Raw genomic sequence first — 13,847 nt, forward strand, 5'->3', positions numbered from 1 at the left:
TGTCCCCGAGCACGACATCGGACGTACTCGCCTGGTGCCCTGCCGTGGAACCGATGGCCCTGCGGTGAGGGCCGTCCGGCTCTACCCGGCGGTAATCGAAGCATGGACTCTGGGAACAGCGCGGCGACCTGCGGAGCGACCGTGCTCAGCGTGAGTGGGTACCGCGGTCCCGGAATGGATTGGGCATTTGTGGCCGCGGATGGTGTGGCGGACGCGAAACCCGCAGAGATCTCTGGTCCTGATGCGCAGCGAGGTGATGTGATGACGACGTCGGTGTCCCGGACGGGCAACGCGCACCATGGATTGTCGGTCCATGAAGTGGTTTTGGTGCTGGAGACCGACCAGCACCGGGGTCTGACCGGCCAGGAGGCCGGTGCCCGGTTGGAACGGTTCGGGCCGAACGCGTTGCCCGCTGTCGAAGGTGCGAGCCGGCTGGTGCGGATGGTGGGTCAGTTCCGTCATCCGCTGATCTATGTGCTGCTGGTCGCCGGTGCGGTGACAGCGGGATTGGGTGAGTACGTCGATGCGGTGGTGATCTTCGCGGTGGTGGTGGTCAACGCGATCGTCGGTTTCGTCCAGGAGTCCAAGGCCGAGGCCGCGCTCGAGGGATTGCGGTCGATGGTGCGCACCGACGCCGTCGTCGTGCGCGACGGCCACGAACAGATCGTGCCGTCGAGTGACCTGGTCCCCGGTGACCTCGTTCTTCTCGACGCGGGCGCCAAGATTCCCGCCGACCTGCGGTTGATTCGGGCGACCGAGCTTCGCGTCGACGAGTCGGCGCTGACGGGCGAATCCGTGCCGGTCGTCAAGGACGAGGTCGTGCTGCCGGAGGCAATCCCAGTAGCCGATCGCCGCAACATGCTGTACTCGGGCACGCTGGTGACCACGGGAAGCGGTGCCGGGATCGCGGTCGCCACCGGCGCGGGAACCGAAATCGGCGCGATTCACCGGCTCGTGGGAGCCGCGGAGAGTTTGGCGACACCACTGACGCGAAAGCTGGCGGGGTTCAGCAAGTTGCTGACCGTCGCGATCCTCGCCCTGGCGGCCGTCACGTTCGGGATCGGGCTGCTCCGCGGCCAGAGCGCGGGGGAGACATTCACCGCGGCGATCGCGCTGGCGGTCGGCGCCATCCCGGAAGGGCTGCCGGCCGCGGTCACCATCACCCTGGCGATCGGGGTGTCGCGCATGGCGCGGCGGCGGGCGGTGATCAGGCAACTGCCCGCGGTGGAAACCTTGGGTAGCACCACGGTGATCTGCTCGGACAAGACCGGCACCCTCACCGAGAATCAGATGACCGTGCGCGTCATCTGGACACCGGAAGGCCAGGTGGAGGTCACCGGTTCCGGTTACACCCCGGACGGAACCCTGCGTGCCGCCGGTGGCGCACCGGCAGCACCGGAGTCCATTCCGGCATTACGGTGGTCGCTGCTGGCCGGCGCCGGCTGCAATGATGCCGCCCGCACACACGAGGCCGGACGGTGGAATATCGTCGGTGACCCGACCGAAGGCGCAATGCTGGTGGCAGCCGCCAAAGCGAGTCTCGACCGCGACCGCGTCGCAGCGCTCGTTCCCCGGCTGGCGACGATCCCGTTCGATTCCCATCGCGCCTATATGGCGACCCTGCATCGCGACAACACCTCCTCGCAGGCGGCGAGTCATGTCGCTCTGATCAAGGGAGCTGTCGAGCGGGTATTGGATCTGTGCATCGCGCAGATGGGTCCTGGCGGGATCACCGCGCCACTGGACCGCGAGGAAATCCTGCGTGTGGCCGACAGTCTGGCCGGTCGCGGATTACGGGTCCTGGCCACGGCCATGTGCCCCATGTCCGGGCCCGCGGAATTCGGCGAGGACACCCTCGCCCACGGATCGATTCTGACCGGCTTACAGGCGATGCTCGACCCACCCCGCCCGGCCGCATCAACGGCGGTGACGGCATGCCACACCGCGGGTATCGCGGTGAAGATGATCACCGGCGACCACGCCGCCACCGCCACCGCCATCGCCGCCCACATCGGTCTGCTCGATCGCCGCGACCAAGACGCCGCGACAGTGCTCACCGGCACAGACCTGGCGACGCTGCCGGCGGAGCAGCTTCCCGAAGCGGTCGATCGCGCCAGCGTGTTCGCACGGGTTTCCCCGGAGCAGAAGCTACGGCTGGTCGAGGCTTTACAGGCACGTGGTCATGTCGTCGCGATGACCGGCGACGGTGTCAACGACGCTCCCGCGCTGCGGCAGGCCGACATCGGTGTGGCGATGGGCGAAGGTGGCACCGAGGTCGCCAAGGACGCCGCTGACATGGTGCTCACCGACGACGACTTCGCCACCATCGAAGCCGCCGTCGAAGAGGGCCGCGGGGTGTTCGACAACCTGGTCAAGTTCATCACCTGGACCCTGCCGACGAACATCGGGGAGGGTTTGGTGATCCTCGCCGCGATTGCCGTCGGCGCCGCCCTGCCGATCCTGCCCACCCAGATCCTGTGGATCAACATGACCACCGCCGTCGCCCTCGGACTTATGCTCGCCTTCGAGCCGAAAGAACCCGGGATCATGACCCGCCCGCCCCGCAGCCCGGCCCAGCCGCTGCTGACGCGCGCGCTGCTGACGCGGACCCTGCTGGTGTCAGCGCTGCTGGTCGTCGGGGCTTGGTCGCTGTTCGAATGGGAACTCGCGCACGGCGCTGGTCTGGCCGAAGCACGCACCGCAGCACTGAACCTGTTCGTCGTGGTCGAGGCCTTTTACCTGTTCAGCTGCCGCTCACTAACCGGATCCGCGTGGCGGATCGGCCTGTTCTCCAACAAATGGATCACCGCCGGGGTCACTCTGCAGGCCATCGCCCAGCTCACCATCACCTACCTACCCGCGATGAACACAGTGTTCGACACCGCACCGATCAACGGTCAAGCCTGGCTGCGAATCCTTGCCATCGCCGGAGCAGTCAGCGTCATCGTCGCCATCGACAAACGCCTGCGACAACAGCCCCCATGACCGCGCCGAAGGGGCCGATATCCAGGGCGATGTCATGACCGTTGAACAGGTCCGCGACCACGAGTTGGTGCGGGGCATCGGCGCGCCGGGACCGGTTACCGGTGACCGTGGGCATACTGGTGCCATTCGGCGTCCAGAAGCCGGGTGTGTTGCCACCGCAACACCCGTGATAGCACTCCACAGACCAGCCCGCTAGTCACGACAGTGCCGATCAGGACGGCGATTCCGGTGCCGATGCCGGTGAGCGCGGCAGAGCGCGACGAGGCCGGTGGTGTCGTCGGTGAGTGGTCGGGCCCGATCCAGACCGTCACGAGGTCGCCGCGAGTCGCGGTGTCCGGCACCGGGGCAGTGCTGGACCCGGTGCGGCCGTCGTGGTCCCAGCGGAGGCGAGCACGCAGGCCGCCGCCTTCGGCGGGGGCCGGATCAGCGGTCACGGTAGCGGCGACAGGGGTCTTCGCCGCAGCATCGACACGGATACGCTCGGCGGAATCGGTGTAGGTGATCGTGCCGGCCGCGCCCGCGATCGGCACCGCCACCAGGCACGCCACCACCGCGAGCACGCGGACGACAGCCAAAACGCGATCCGAGGGCCGCATCAGCGGATTCGGGCTCCACGGCGCGGTCCGCCAGCAACGCACAACGATCGAGGGATACCCGGACACCTCGATCACCTCTCTCGAGCGCGAAGTCTCTCCGGCGTTCGTCGCCGCGGCTGCCGGCCACTCCGGTGAGGCACGGCGATGACAGTGTGCCTACTGTGCCGTTCACGATACCGCCGACGACCGCGATCTCACGTCGCATCGCCGTAGCGCGGCGTCGGTCACCGCCGCGGCCCGGCTCGTGGCAGTCTCGGTGTCGACCCGCACACGGTTTCGCCGCGCTGACGCAGGGGCTGGTTGACGACGGCAAGATGAAGACGACGCGATCCCGGTCGCGATCGAAACCTCCACGCGGGCTGATGTCGCCAGTCTGCGCGCGTCCTGTGCTAAGCACCGCCGTTGAAGGCAACCATGAGTCCCTGTGCTCCCCCAGCGCCGCGCCGACGGCTCATAGCCCTGGTCCGGCAGACGCGGGATCGCGATCGCCGCGGGGCGAGTCCACTCGGATTCACTGACGAGGCACCAGAGTTCGGAATGGCCGGAACCTACGTGCCGCGCCTGGACATGGTGCACGGCCTCGACCAAGCCGCCGAAGCGCTCCCCATCCAGAGTCGTCATCCGAACTCGAGCTGCGTGCCGGGTCGATACTGCGCGACGCGTGGCTGGCCGAGACCTGCCGGGTCGGAGTCTCTTTGGTGGCTCGCAGTTGCTCAGTGATGTCGACGAGCGTGTAATCGTGGAGGTCGATCCGGTGCGGTGGAAATTCTTACGAGCGGCTGCTCGCATTTAGCAACCCGACACAGAGTTCTGAGATAGCGTGCTTCACACAGCCACTAGGAACAATATCGAAGCCTCAACAAACGGAGCGGACAGAAATAATGTCTCAAATATTCTTGACCATGGCCATGTCGCTAGACGGGTTCATTACCGGGCCGGATGACAACGCCGATAACCCTGCGGGCACCAATGGGATGCGGCTTATGGACTGGCTCGACGGCGGCGCAACGCCCGGCGCAGAAGGGCCCGAGGCATTCAGGCCCAAGCACCCGCACAGCCAGCGCGTGTTCGACGAGGCCATGGCCACCGGCGCAGTGATTGCAGGGAGGCGGACAAGCGAATTCGCTGGATACTGGGGCGGGGATCACCACAAGGGTGTGCCGATCTTCGTGCCGACGCACCAGCCGCCGGAGCAGAACCCCTACGACCGGGTGCGATTTATCACCGATGGCATCGTTTCATGTGTGGAACAGGCCAAGCAGGCCGCCGGGGATCGGGACGTAATGATGCATGGCGCCTACACCGGCCAGCAGGCACTGAAAGCCGGTGTACTGGACTTGATCGACATCCAACTACGGCCTGTCCTGCTCGGCCAAGGTCGGCGGCTTTTCGATGGGCTTCCACCCGAGCACACCGAACTGGATCTCGTGCGCATCCTAGAAGATCCTGGCGTCCTGCATCTGCGCTACGTTGTCCGCAAATAGCCTCGCTCCTGGCGGCGCAAGAAGACAGCCAACGCAACGTCGCAGGATCCGCACGATCCAAACGCGTCTTGATCTACACAGCGCCCTAGACGTGCTTATCAAACGCCTGTTCGCCGGACACGATCACGGAGCGCGCTATCCGTAGTACCAGAATCCCTTACGACAGGCGTACGACTCCGGTGGTGCAGTGCACCCCTGGTCCGGCCAATTGATGGCCTGCGTCCTGTTTCCCTCGCGTGCCAGCGTGGTTTTGGATTGCTGGCACCACTGATAGCTGCGCCCGCCACACTCGAACCATTTCCAGTTTTCGGCGGAGGCGGTCGGGCACAGGATGACAAGTGCGGCGAGCGAGACTACGAGCGTCTCGCCACTCGCCAGCAGGGTTACGGCAGCTCGCTTCGGTATTTTCACAGCATTTCCCTTCCACCGGAAAGGGCTCAGCATAATTCTCGCCCAGGGTACGCAAACCGGTGGAATCGCCAGTCTGGCGGCGGCGCGGTGGTGGGCGCCGACCGCGACAATACCTTTCCGCATCGGTGCGGTGGCGGTGCCAACGCCCGCACGTATCACTGGCGATTTCGCCGATATGGGCCATGCGTGGACAGTGATAGTTTCCGAGTGCTCCTGCCCTGTACATGAGGCACGGAATATGCAGGTAGCGGAAATGAGATGTACGGGTAATGTCGTTGTGGGATACCGATCCGCTCCGCGCCATCGAGCAGGCCATCGCCCATGACGGTCACGTCTTCACCGTGCACCGTCCCGGAAAACCGCCGCGGGTGCACGTCAGCAGCCCGCTGTGCCTGCGGGAAGTGTTTCTCGAACATGACGGCGAGCTGCGGGCGTGTGGGTCGCGACTGCTCGCGCCCTTGGTGGGCGAACAGTCGCTCGGGTCGTTGAATGGCCTGCGGCACAAAAACGTGCGTAGAACCCTCGCCCCGAGCCTGCGCGGTGCCGCGCTGCGTCGGCACCGCGACGACATCAGCGCCATTGCGGGCGAAGAAATCCGGCGCGTCGCGCCGGGGACCGCGCTGGCCCTGTCGGCGATCGCATCGGCGATCACCACGCGAGTGCTGCTCCTCTATTGCTTCGGCGCGCTACCCGACGACCGGGCCGCGGAACTGTCGGCAGCGTTCGACGACGCCTTCGGCGCCCTGCACGTGAAGTCGACAGACCCGCATCGATTCGGTGTCGCCCGCCGCAGGCTGGACGCCGCGGTGGCCGCGGAGATCGGTCACGCAGCACATTCCGTCGACGGCGAGGACTGCGCACTCGGCCGGTTATTGAACGCGAAGGATATAGCGGGCAGCGAATCGTGCCATCGCGTCGTGCGTGACCAGCTGGTCACTCTGCTGGTCGCCGGTCGGGAATCCACACCCAACGTGATCGTGCATGCGGTACACCAGGCCTACAGGACCCCCGCAGTGCGACGGGCGCTGACCGACGAATTGACTGGCAGCGCGGCCGATATCGAATCCCTCCGCTACCTGGACGCGTTCCACAACGAGGTCTTACGTGTCGCGTCCGTGGTCCCGACCGGCATCACACGACGATGCGTCGGCAACTTCGTTTCACAGGGACACGAATTCCTCAGCGGTGTGGAGGTCGTGCCCGGTATCCACGGTGTGCACCGCAGAGCGGACCTCTACCCGAATCCTGAACGATTCGATCCCGACAGGTTTCTGCGGCGGAAATTCTCTGCCACCGAATTCCTGCCGTATGGGCTCGGCGCTCGCCGATGTCTCGGTGCCGCCCTGGCCACTCTGGAAATCAAGAGCGTCCTGGCAGCAATCCTCACCGACCCGACTGTCGAAGTACGTATCAACCGCCACGACCGAACGGCGCCACAGCAACCCGGGCCGGTCGTCGCAGCGCCCGGCGGCATCGAACTCGCCAGAACGAGTCAGCGATGATCGCCGTCGATTGGGCGCGCCTTATCGCCACCGAGTTTCCCAGTGCCGACGACTACGCTTCGCCGACCCAGCACGCCCGCTTCGACCTTTACACCCGGGTCCTCGCGGATACCGGTGCCTGGAGCGCCCGTTACGAGCTCGAAACGCTGTGGCCCGCTCCGACATTGTCGTTCCACGCGTATCTCGACGCGAGTTCTTACCATGCCGCGTGCCGCACGCTGGATCCGCGCCACCAGGTGCACGCCGCAGTGCTCTCCCGGTACATCATGTGGCTCTCGGCCGTCGATGTCTTCTTCGACGACATCCTGTTATCCCGGCTGTTGGCCTCGGGCTGGTCACAGGAACAGCAAGAGGCATACCTGCACGCGGTGTTGTGGGAAATCGCTGCGCCACTGCGGGAGCATTACGACGGCTCGACGGCACAGATCAGCAGGCTACTCGATGTGCGTCCGCCGACCGGCATCCGGGCCATCGCCGACGACCGGCGGCAGCTTCGACGGCTGGTCCTGTGCTTGGACGATCTCTTGCGCGGATTACCTTCCGAGACAACCGATTCCGGGCGACTACTACTGGTCACAGAGCTGGCGAACGCGTTGGGCGCGCAGCGCGGAGAACTCGAGTTCGCACTCGCGTTCGCCCGCACGGGCACTATGCCGGACCTGGACAGTTACCTGGCCTTGAGTTGGAACTACATTCGAACGCTGCTGGCACCGTCGTTCGCGGTGATCCCCGGCATCGACGAGGCCGGCTCATTCACGGCGTGGCTACCGGCCGCTACCGCGTGCGGCCGGGCAGCACGAATCGCCAACGACAATGGGACATTCATTCGCGAACAGGAGGAGGGCAAGCCCAGTTCCATGACCATCACGCTGGCCTCGCTGGGTTATCCCGTCAACGTGCGCTACACCCGCGACAGCCCGGCATTCCAGCATGCCCTGCAGGTGCAGCGCGAACTTCTCGACCGAGAAATCACCGCCTTTCTCCACACCCTGGACCACACGCGGCCACTCACATCCCCGCCGGTGCAGCAGAGCTATTTCATGCTCGTTGTGTCAGGTTTCTACCTCGCCGCGTACGAACATGGCGACTTCGACCTCGGCACCGATCGCGACGCGGACGCCCCGGAAGGTCTGGTCTCATGACTCTGGCCGACAATGGCAATGCCGACACCGCGCTGCGGATCCTGGGGGACAGTTTGGCCGATCCGAACGGATCGATCACACCCGCGATCTACGACACCGCACAAGCAGCACTCTTGGCCGCGGACATTCGCCCGCCAGGCGGTATCGAGTTCACGCTGGCCGCCCAACGTCCCGATGGTAGCTGGGGGACGTCCGCGGCTCCTGTCCCATACCGGGTAGTGCCGACTCTCGCGGCGACGACGGCATTGCTGACAATCGCCCGACGACGGCCCAGCCCCGCGGTGCGGCGGGCCGCGATCGACGGCGTCCAGTTCCTGATCGGCAGTCGCTGCCTGGAAGAACCATCGTCGCTGCCCGATACCGTAGCGATCGAGACCATCGTGCCAGCGCAATTGGCACTGCTCGCTGAGCTGTTTTCCACGCCCGGCGCCGACACGACGGCGGGCATATCTGCCGGGCTGGCACGCGCGGTCGCGGCGTGCGCGACATGGACCTCCGGGTTACACCGACTCCGCACCGCCGCGCGTGCGGGAGCTCCGCTGCCGCCGCACATCGGGCACACGATGGAAGTCCTCGGGCCGACGATAGCGGCGAGCATCAACAGACACAGCGACGACGGTCCAGTGGCTTGTTCTCCCGCCGCGACAGCGGCAGTGCTGGCCGGAACAACTCTGAAATTACCCGAGGCACAACGCTATCTGCACGATCTGGCGCTGCGGCACGGCGGTGGGCTGCCGAACCTGTCCCCGATCGTGAACTTCGAAAGAGTATGGATAGCCGCACAACTGACCGCAGCCGGAATCGCACTACCTCGCGCGCTACGAACCGCGGTCGCCGCGTTAGGCCACGGCTTGTCGCGCAACGGTGGTCTGGGAATGGCTCCGGGCTTCCCGCCCGATTGTGATATCACCGCCAGCACCGTGACCGTGTTGCGACGCTGCGGATTCGACACCGACCCCCAGATACTGAGCCGGTACGAATCCGACTCGGCTTGTTTCACCTACTATGCCGGCGAGCGACACCCCTCCCCCACCGTAAACGCGCACGTTCTCGACGCTCTCGGCCATCTGAGCGATTCCCCGGTGATGCGGCGCATCGCCGACAAGTCTGTCGCGTTCCTGATCGACAGCCACGACGCCTCAGGTTCCTGGACCGACAAATGGCACGCATCGCCATACTATTCGGCGTCGCGCTGCGCGCCCGCGTTGGCCCGCCACGCCGAAGACGCGGCCGGACACGTGATCGCCCGAACCGTGCGCTGGGTACTGGACACTCAACGTCCGGATGGCTCCTGGGGCGTGTGGGCGGGAACCATGGAGGAAACCGCCTACGCCATCCAGACCCTGATCTGGGCTGCAAAGGATCTCCCAGCCCGCGACCGGGCGATCCGCACCGGCACTCGGTATCTGCGCGACCGTCTGCACGACCTGCAGGGTTTCGGCGACTCACACCCGCCACTGTGGCACGGCAAAGAACTGTTCACCCCACACCGAATCGTCAACGCAACGATCCACGCCACCCTCCACTCGGCGGCACGCTGGAGCAATGATCCAGCGGCAACCCACTGACACCAGCACCACGAAATCTGGCCACCATCCTCTCGCTATCGCTTGTCGAACGAGGGATGACCGCTCAGCGACCCGGACCCGCTTCAAACCAGTACGGTTTGTCCGCGCCCTCGCCGATCCAGGAGAAGAGTATCGCACCATCAGGGCCGGCGTACGGCGCCGACTACCAGGTTGCCGAGCGAAGCGAACGCGAATCCGTACGCGCCGCCGAGGACAGCGCCGGCCAGGTAGATGTGCCAGAGCTGCTGGTGGAAGAGCCCGAGCCCGGCTAGCGCCGCACCGGCAAGGATGGTTCCGACGAGAAACGTCGTGCGGCTGGAGGTTCGCGCGGATATCCACGCTGTCAGGGGTGCAGATATCAGCATGCACGTCGCCACCGGCTCTATGAACAGTCCGGTCTCGCTGGCGGTGGCGCCGAACGCGTAACCGACCCGTTGTGGGGTCTGGACGAACTGCGGGATCAACGTCACAGCGGCGAACATGCCCACGCTGATCACAGCGGTGGCGCAATTAGTGGCGGCAAGCGCCCGGCTGCCGACCAGTCGCAGATCGATCAGCGGGGCTGCGGCTCGTAGTTCTGCCAAAACGAAACAGATGCTCAATACCGTTGCGGCACCGAGCAATCCGAGGGTGGGCACAGATGTCCATCCCCAACTTCAGCCTTGACTGATGGACAGCAGTGGTGCGAGGAGCGCTCCGGACAGCAAGGTCGCGCCGCACAGGTCGAGAGTCTCGGCCGCGGAACGGCTCGGGTAGTCACGAGGTTGTGCGAGGTGCCGACGAGCGAGAGCACCGCGATCGCCAGGATCAGCCAGAACAGCGACGAGGTACCGAGCGAAGCGCGTCCGTCAGCGGTCCCGCGAGCACCATGCGCAGTGCGACGCCGACACCGAACATCGCACTGAGCGCCGCCACCACGCGGCTGTGGGAATTGTACCCGTTGCTCGGCAGACAGAAAATTCCGACCAGTTGCCGTTTTTGTTATAAGCTGGGTCGCAAGTACAAGCTTCTCTTCTGTGAGATACTGTGAAACGATTCGTTTTGAACAAAGTCATCCGGGGCCGGTCTTTGATGCCGCCGCGTCCGGTATCAAAGACCGGCCACCTGCACATGTCCGAAACTGCATAGGTAGAAGTGATGCATGGTTGGGCCGCCCTGCCGGGCGGCCGTTACCGCGCGTGCGGGTTATGGGCGCAGGAACGATGATCGCGGATGCCCCCAAGGGACTACCGCTCCTGGGGCACGCGCTGCAGCTGTTTCGAGATCCGCTGGCGTTTCTCGAGTCCCTACCCCCGCAGGGTGCTCTGGTACGGATCGGGCTCGGACCGATGACAGCGGTCGTAATCTGCGACCCCGACCTGACCCGGCAGGTGTTGCAGGACGACCGCGTCTTCGACAAAGGGGGCGTGCTTTTCGACCGTGCTCGAGAGGTGTTCGGGATGAACCTCGTCACCTGCCCACACAGCCGTCACAGGCGGCAGCGTCGGCTGGTCCAGCCGGCCTTTCACTCCGCGCGCCTCCCCGGTTACGCAAAGACGATGGCAAACGAGACTGCCGCGGTCGTAGGTGGGTGGAGGGATGGCCAGATCCTTGATATACCGGCCGAAACGGGGCGACTCGCCATGCGGATCGCGATGGAGACGATGTTCTCTGGTTCGCTGGCGCCCCATGCTCTGCACCGTGCAATCGATGATCTCACCGTCGTGACGGGCGGGATCCTCCGGCGCGCGATGCTGCCGCCGTGGCTCAACCAGGTACCCACGCCGGCGAACTGGCGCTACAACCGCGCCGGAGCCCGCCTCGAGAGGATGGTCGACGATATCGTCGCGGAACGCCGGTGCGCCGATGTCGACCATGATGACCTGCTGTCAGCGCTGCTGACAGCCTGTGCCCCGGGGAGATCGGACATGATCGATTTCGAGATACGCGATCAGATCATCGCGTTTTTCGGTGCGGGGTCGGAGACCACTGCCAACACGTTGGCCTGGGCCTTACACATGATCGCCCGGCATCCCGGCGTGGAGCAGCGTCTGCATGCGGAGGTGGACAACGTCCTGGCTGGCGCACCCGCTGGTTGGGCGGACATACCCCGGCTCGAGCTGACGAGCAGAGTCATCACCGAGACACTGCGGCTGTGCTCTCCCGCCTGGATTTTCACCCGAATAGTCAGCGAGGACGTTAATCTCGACGGAAATCTCATTTCGGCCGGCACAACGCTGGTATGCAGTCCCTATCTCGTTCACCGCGATGACCGACTGTACGACCGCCCCCTTCGGTTCGACCCGGATCGATGGGGCCGTGCCGGGCAGTCACAACCACCGCGCCACGCCTTTCTTCCCTTTGGCTGGGGCGCCCGTAAATGCATCGGTGAACAGTTCGCCCACATGGAGGCCGTGGTAGCGCTGAGCACCATCACGGCCCGCTGGCGTCTGGAATCGGTCGACGACCGCCCGGTACGTCCTCCTCCCGCAGCCACACTGATCCCCCACGGGCTGCGGCTGCGCGCCCGCTCCCGCATCACCACCTAGGAAGTGCAGTGGCGACGAATGTTTCGGAAGTCGAGCTTCCTCGTTTCTACTGTCCGCTGGAATCGGTTATCCACCCTCACGCAGAGGAAGCCGAGCGGAGGGCCTTGACCTGGATAGACGCCTCCGGTATCTGTACAACGGCACAGGAGTTCGCCGCAGTGCGCGGCACTCGCGGTGCCGAGTTCTTCGCAAGATTCGCACCTGCGGCGGATCCGGACCGGCTCTGGCTCGCCGCCGCCTGGGTGTACTGGGGATTCGCCTTCGACGACGCCCGATGCGACGAAGAACCCTACAACGCCGACCCGGCCGCTTTCGCCGCCATGGCCGCCGGTATCCAGCGGGCTCTGGAAATACCCGGCCCGGCGCACTTCGACGACCCGTACGAGATGGCGATCCACGATCTCGGAAACCGTCTCCGTACCTGCGCCACACCCGTCCAGATGCGACGCTTCATCCAGAACCACCGCGCCTGGCTGACCGGCGTACAGTGGCAGATCGGCAATGCGGCCCGTAATCACATGCCCAATCTCAATGACTACATCAGCATGCGCCTGCACTCCGCAGGCGGCGAGCCCACCTTCGCCCTGCTGGAGATCGTCAACGGACGCGAGATACCCGCTGTTGAACTGGACTCTCCAGTGGTCAGCGCACTCACCGAAATGGCGATCCTTGTCGCGGCACTGGATAACGACCGACATTCCCTACGCAAAGAGGCAATGCGTGGCCAGACCGACCAGAACATCTTCAACGTGCTCGCCAACCAATACGGATATTCGCTTGCCGAGGCCAGCCGCGAAGCCATCGCCCTGCGCGACCGTGTCTTGGTGCGGTTCCTGCAACTCCGAGAGGAGATCATGTCATCCGCCGACCCGCCCCTTGCCTCCTACCTCGACGACCTCGGGCACGGAATCCGAGGCAACGCCGAGTGGGGACAACGGGTCATCCGGTACCGGACCGCCGAGCATGGTGACGAACTTGCCGGAGGTGCAGCAACACCCGTGGATGTTCGATGGGCCTGCCATCCCGCCAGCACCGATCCGGCACCCATTGCCCTCCCTACCATCAACTGGTGGTGGGACGAGTTCAGCCCCCCGGTACGCCCACGCCCCGCCGAGCAACCTCGCGACTGAACCAGCGACCGGGAACAACGTAACTTTGTCGGTGATCCCGTGCAGCACCGCGCCAAGCCCGAGCGGATCCGCCTCCAGCTCACGGCGCAGCCCCGCCAGTCCGGAATACTCACCATGGCGGACCGCGACCAGAAAGCGCAGCGCGGCGAACACGAGCATCTCTTCCGTTACCACGATATAGCTGACCGTGTGCAATTGGTGTTCGACGTACGTGACAGTCCGCATCTCCAGTACCAGGGTGTCGTCGTACCGGTCGAGTTTGGGACGCTGCCAGCCCGTGACCGCGTCCTCCGCCAGCGGATGCAGCGCGAAAGTCGCTGCGATGTCGGCCATCTTCTCGGGGTCAGGATCATGCAACCCACCCACACGAACCCTCACCGCGAGCCCTCACCTCGGGCCAGCGCGGACTCGTGGGTGTACCTGCCGGGCAACCGCCGACCTGAACGTAGACCGCGCAATCGACAATCGCCCGCGCCGTAGGGACATTGAATCGAGGCGACA

General features: G+C 65.1%; 9 protein-coding genes and 1 pseudogene. 7 read left to right on the top strand and 3 right to left on the bottom strand.

From position 1 onward, the window contains the following. Window positions 1-261 precede the first annotated feature (261 nt). On the top strand, window positions 262-2,985 hold the full coding sequence (locus tag NWFMUON74_RS19925; protein ID WP_187683368.1) for an HAD-IC family P-type ATPase: 2,724 nt from the start codon (window positions 262-264) through the stop codon (window positions 2,983-2,985). A 95-nt stretch (window positions 2,986-3,080) separates the two neighbouring features. Here NWFMUON74_RS19925 and NWFMUON74_RS19930 read toward each other — a convergent pair whose 3' ends face one another. Beyond that, window positions 3,081-3,647 carry an Rv1733c family protein gene (locus NWFMUON74_RS19930; protein WP_232110466.1) on the bottom strand — a complete coding sequence of 189 codons (567 nt, stop codon included), beginning with the start codon at window positions 3,645-3,647 and terminating at the stop codon, window positions 3,081-3,083. 836 nt (window positions 3,648-4,483) lie between these two features. Here NWFMUON74_RS19930 and NWFMUON74_RS19935 point away from each other — a divergent pair. The 4 genes from NWFMUON74_RS19935 (at window position 4,484) to NWFMUON74_RS19950 (ending at window position 9,688) form a co-directional block, all read left to right on the top strand. Beyond that, complete coding sequence (locus tag NWFMUON74_RS19935; protein ID WP_232110467.1) at window positions 4,484-5,065, top strand: dihydrofolate reductase family protein; 582 nt, start codon at window positions 4,484-4,486, stop codon at window positions 5,063-5,065. 680 nt (window positions 5,066-5,745) lie between these two features. Then, on the top strand, window positions 5,746-6,978 hold the full coding sequence (locus NWFMUON74_RS19940) for a cytochrome P450 (protein WP_187683371.1): 1,233 nt from the start codon (window positions 5,746-5,748) through the stop codon (window positions 6,976-6,978). Next, entirely contained in the window at window positions 6,975-8,120 is a 1,146-nt protein-coding gene (locus NWFMUON74_RS19945; protein WP_187683372.1) for a hypothetical protein, read from the top strand. Before NWFMUON74_RS19940 ends, NWFMUON74_RS19945 begins: the two co-directional genes overlap by 4 nt. Further along, window positions 8,117-9,688 carry a prenyltransferase/squalene oxidase repeat-containing protein gene (locus NWFMUON74_RS19950; protein WP_187683373.1) on the top strand — a complete coding sequence of 524 codons (1,572 nt, stop codon included), beginning with the start codon at window positions 8,117-8,119 and terminating at the stop codon, window positions 9,686-9,688. The genes NWFMUON74_RS19945 and NWFMUON74_RS19950 overlap by 4 nt, the downstream gene beginning before the upstream one ends. A gap of 140 nt (window positions 9,689-9,828) precedes the next feature. Here the strand turns inward: NWFMUON74_RS19950 and NWFMUON74_RS19955 are convergent, their stop codons facing one another. Then, complete coding sequence (locus NWFMUON74_RS19955; RefSeq protein ID WP_187683374.1) at window positions 9,829-10,326, bottom strand: MFS transporter; 498 nt, start codon at window positions 10,324-10,326, stop codon at window positions 9,829-9,831. 564 nt (window positions 10,327-10,890) lie between these two features. On the opposite strand from NWFMUON74_RS19955, the gene NWFMUON74_RS19960 reads away from it, so the two are divergent. Together NWFMUON74_RS19960 and NWFMUON74_RS36225 are read left to right on the top strand one after the other, a co-directional pair. After that, window positions 10,891-12,216, top strand: coding sequence for a cytochrome P450 (locus NWFMUON74_RS19960; RefSeq protein ID WP_187683375.1), 1,326 nt, complete (start codon window positions 10,891-10,893; stop codon window positions 12,214-12,216). A gap of 8 nt (window positions 12,217-12,224) precedes the next feature. Next, window positions 12,225-13,346: a terpene synthase family protein gene (locus tag NWFMUON74_RS36225; protein ID WP_187683376.1), complete on the top strand. Its 1,122-nt coding sequence runs from the start codon at window positions 12,225-12,227 to the stop codon at window positions 13,344-13,346. Between the two features lie 81 nt (window positions 13,347-13,427). Here the strand turns inward: NWFMUON74_RS36225 and NWFMUON74_RS36230 are convergent. Further along, window positions 13,428-13,679 (bottom strand): annotated as a pseudogene (locus NWFMUON74_RS36230) (magnesium transporter); the annotation flags it as partial. Window positions 13,680-13,847 lie beyond the last annotated feature (168 nt).

Source organism: Nocardia wallacei (genome assembly GCF_014466955.1).
Taxonomy (GTDB): domain Bacteria; phylum Actinomycetota; class Actinomycetes; order Mycobacteriales; family Mycobacteriaceae; genus Nocardia; species Nocardia wallacei.

Coding starts and splice junctions, on each gene's coding strand:
- NWFMUON74_RS19960 (WP_187683375.1), top strand. CDS start 10,891: ATGATCGCGGATGCCCCCAAGGGACTACCGCTCCTGGGGCACGCGCTG.
- NWFMUON74_RS19945 (WP_187683372.1), top strand. CDS start 6,975: ATGATCGCCGTCGATTGGGCGCGCCTTATCGCCACCGAGTTTCCCAGT.
- NWFMUON74_RS19925 (WP_187683368.1), top strand. CDS start 262: ATGACGACGTCGGTGTCCCGGACGGGCAACGCGCACCATGGATTGTCG.
- NWFMUON74_RS19950 (WP_187683373.1), top strand. CDS start 8,117: ATGACTCTGGCCGACAATGGCAATGCCGACACCGCGCTGCGGATCCTG.
- NWFMUON74_RS19940 (WP_187683371.1), top strand. CDS start 5,746: ATGTCGTTGTGGGATACCGATCCGCTCCGCGCCATCGAGCAGGCCATC.
- NWFMUON74_RS19935 (WP_232110467.1), top strand. CDS start 4,484: ATGGCCATGTCGCTAGACGGGTTCATTACCGGGCCGGATGACAACGCC.